The sequence below is a fragment of the Rhizobium sp. BK060 genome, from assembly GCF_014193145.1.
Lineage (GTDB): Bacteria > Pseudomonadota > Alphaproteobacteria > Rhizobiales > Rhizobiaceae > Rhizobium.
Window position 1 is genome coordinate 1 of record NZ_JACHYW010000058.1, and the last position, 3,148, is coordinate 3,148.

At 60.3% G+C, this 3,148-nt stretch carries 4 protein-coding genes; all 4 read right to left on the reverse strand.

What is annotated here, in order from left to right; all coding sequences use genetic code 11:
* Nucleotides 1–60: 60 nt before the first annotated feature.
* Genes FHT71_RS31005 through FHT71_RS31020 form a run of 4 tightly spaced genes read right to left on the reverse strand, consistent with a single transcriptional unit; the run spans nt 61 to nt 3,067 of the window.
* Complete coding sequence (locus tag FHT71_RS31005; RefSeq protein WP_183723270.1) at nt 61–624, reverse strand: UPF0149 family protein; 564 nt, start codon at nt 622–624, stop codon at nt 61–63.
* The gene (locus FHT71_RS31010) at nt 621–2,195 is read right to left on the reverse strand and encodes an IS66 family transposase (protein ID WP_183723273.1); all 1,575 of its coding nucleotides are present in this window, start codon (nt 2,193–2,195) and stop codon (nt 621–623) included. Before FHT71_RS31010 ends, FHT71_RS31005 begins: the two co-directional genes overlap by 4 nt.
* Nucleotides 2,196–2,243: 48 nt before the next feature.
* On the reverse strand, nt 2,244–2,600 hold the full coding sequence (tnpB, locus tag FHT71_RS31015) for an IS66 family insertion sequence element accessory protein TnpB (RefSeq protein ID WP_183723275.1): 357 nt from the start codon (nt 2,598–2,600) through the stop codon (nt 2,244–2,246).
* The gene (locus FHT71_RS31020) at nt 2,597–3,067 is read right to left on the reverse strand and encodes a transposase (RefSeq protein WP_183723276.1); all 471 of its coding nucleotides are present in this window, start codon (nt 3,065–3,067) and stop codon (nt 2,597–2,599) included. Before FHT71_RS31020 ends, tnpB begins: the two co-directional genes overlap by 4 nt.
* Nucleotides 3,068–3,148 lie beyond the last annotated feature (81 nt).

The window sequence follows — 3,148 nt, forward strand, 5'->3', positions numbered from 1 at the left end:
GTGAGCGCGACGAACAGCCCACGGCTTTCGGCGTTGACGGGATCGCAATAGCACTTTCTTTCAGAACTTCTGCTTTGCCCTCTTCGGCATAAAGTAGGTTCGGATATTGACGAGCGCTTCGGCGACGGCAGCAGCATCCTGGCGGGTCGCTTTCCGTTTCACCTCGCCGAGCTTGCGGATGGGCGCGATGATATCGCCCGTGACGGCATGACCTCGAAGGACCGGCTGCCAAAGCCTCGGCGCGTATCCTGTTCCCAGCAAAAAGCAGATGTCCCAATCGAATGGATCAGAGGTCTGATCATCGATCCTGGTGAACCTGGGCCGGTGGTCTTTTGGTGTTTCGGAGAGGCTTGCCGAGATACGGTTGTACTCTGCAACGATCGTTTGCACGGCCCGATGTTCGGTTGTTTCCATCGGCAGGTTTAGGGCATCCGGACCGGTCAATTCCGGGATCCATTTTCGTGGGTCGATGAACTTCGGGCCGATGATGAGAGCCGTAAGATAGCCATCGAGACCGCTCATGGACCAGATTGGCGATGCCGGACGACGTCCCCTAATAAAGGCTTCGAACGCCTCGTCATCGAGCTTCGGTCGTGCCGTCGTCCCCTGGATGTTCGGTGTCATGCCGCCCGTCGCTCCTGCTCTGTCATCATCTCGCGCTCAGCTTTCCAGTTCCACGGCAAGAGACTTTCCAGATCGTTGGCTTTCACTTTGCCCGCGATGATGCGTTCCAGCACATCGGCAAGCCAGACCTCGGGGTCCACACCATTCAGTTTGCAGGTGTTGACGAGCGATGCGAGGACCGCGAAAGTCTTGCCACCGCCGGCACTGCCCACGAACAACGAATTCTTTCTCGTCAGAGCCACCGATTTCATCGACCGCTCGACCACATTGGAGTCCACTTCGATCCGGCCATCCTCCAGGAAGGCTGCCAGTCCGCTCCAGTGGTTGAGCGTGTAGGTGACGGCCTTGCCAAGCGCCGACTTTGACGACACCTCTTCGCGCAGTTCGGTGATCTGGGCCTTCAGTTCTCTCATGATGGGCGCTGCCTCGCGGCGCCGCACCCTCAGCCGGGTATCGTCATTCTCGCCGCGCAGTTTCGCCTCGATGCGATAGATCTCGGCAATCCTGGCCAGGATCGACAGCGCCTCCGAAGAGCCGGTCAGCTTGACGACATCGACGAACTTGCGCCGCGCATGGGCAAGGCAGAACGCCAGCCGCATGGGCGCGACATTGCTCTTCCCCCGGCGCTTGGCCAACGTTTTATAGGCTTGATACCCATCCACTTGAAGCACGCCGCCAAAGGACGACAACTGCCCCTCGACCTCGCGAGCGCTGCGGCTTTCCGCAAAAGTATAGGCCACCGCTGGCGGCGCCGGACCATTCCATGGCCGGTCGTCGACGGCTTGCGCCCAGAGTTGGCAGACCTTGGTTCGCTTACGTCCCGGATCGAGCCGCGGAAGCGGCGTCTCGTCACAGAACACCCTTGGCTGGGAGCGGATGAAGGCGGTTAGAGCATCGTAGAGGAGCTCAAGCCACCAGGCGATCCGCGTCACCCAGGCCCCGAGCGTGCCGCGATCGATGATCACGCCGCAGGAGGCCAGCATCTGCGCCTGACGATGCAGCGGCAAATGCCAGGCGAACTTCGAAACGGCAACATGGGCTGCAAACGCCGTGGTCACCATGCCGCCGTCCATCACGCGTGCCGGCGCGGGCGCTTGCACAACAACGCTTTCGCAGGCCCGGCATGCATAGCGCGGCCGGACCGTCCGCTTCACCCGGACGACCGCCGGCACGATGTCGAGCGCTTCACTGACATCATTGCCAATGCAATGAAGCTCGAACGAGCAGCACGGGCAAGTCTTGCTCTCCGGCTCGATAACCTCTTCATACCGAGGAAGGTGCTTGGGCAAACGGCCGATATTGCGCGATGGCGCAGGTCGAACCTGCGGTGTCCCCTCGGTGACGGGCGCAACATCGTCATTGGCAGCAACGGGAATGTCGCTGAGATCACCAAGGTCGAGCGTCGCCTGCGTCGGGTCGATCGTCGTCATTTTCTCCGACTTCGCCCCAAAGAGCTGCTGCTCCAGGAAGGCAACGCGCGCTTTGAGATCGGCATTCTCCTCGTCAAGCGAGAGAATGATCCGGGTCAATTGCGCAGCATCCTGGGGCAAGGGATCGGGTCGAAGCGGCATGACTGACCCTATCATATGAGTCTGAATCTTCAAGCAAAACCAATATGATCAGCCTGCTTTTGAGGGCCTCCTCACCGCGTTTCGTTTGACGCGCGTCCAGTCAATACCATCAAGCAAAAGCGAGAACTCCTGGCTACTCATCTGCATCGCGCCATCGCGGATCGGCGGCCAAACGAACTTTCCGCTTTCCAACCACTTCGTTGCCAGGATCATGCCTGATCCGTCCCAGTAAATGCAGCGAAGTCGATCGAGACGCTTGGCGCGGAATACAAACACGTCCCCACAATAGGGATCGGCCGCAAGCGCTGACGCCACCAAGGCCACAAGCCCATTCATCCCGCGCCGGAAGTCGACAGGTTGCGTCGCAATCATGATCTTCACGCCATTTGGCGAAACTCCGATCACCGGCGTCCTCGCATTGCCGCCACCATCGCCTGCGCCAACTCGGGCGCTACCGAGCCGATCACCGTCATGCGGGCTCCGGCAATCTCGATCTCAATCCGACCTGCGGCAACGGGCGCGACATCCGACGGCGAGTGCTGGCGTGAGGTTCGATCGCCGACCACCGTCACCGGCACGAACATCGCCTGCTGCGCGCAGGTCTTCGCGGATCGTTGAGAAGTCAGTCCGGCTTCGCGACGCCAGGCATTCAGCAAGCCGCGATTGACGCCCCAGCGCCGGGCAACGGCCGAGATGTTCACGTCAGGTTCTGCGCTTTCCGCAAGGATCCGCGCCTTCTCCTCATCAGTCCAATTCCGCCGCTGGCGCCGACCGGTGATCACCTCGATCCGACGATACTTTCCCTCATGCCTGGCTTCATGCATGCCTTCATCCATAACTTCAAGCATGGCATCAGCGCGATCTCCAACCATTCCGTTCCGCTCCTATCGATGAAGGAGCTTATCTCACGGCCCCCATCACAAAAGAAAAGGTGGGCTGTTCGTCGCGCTCAC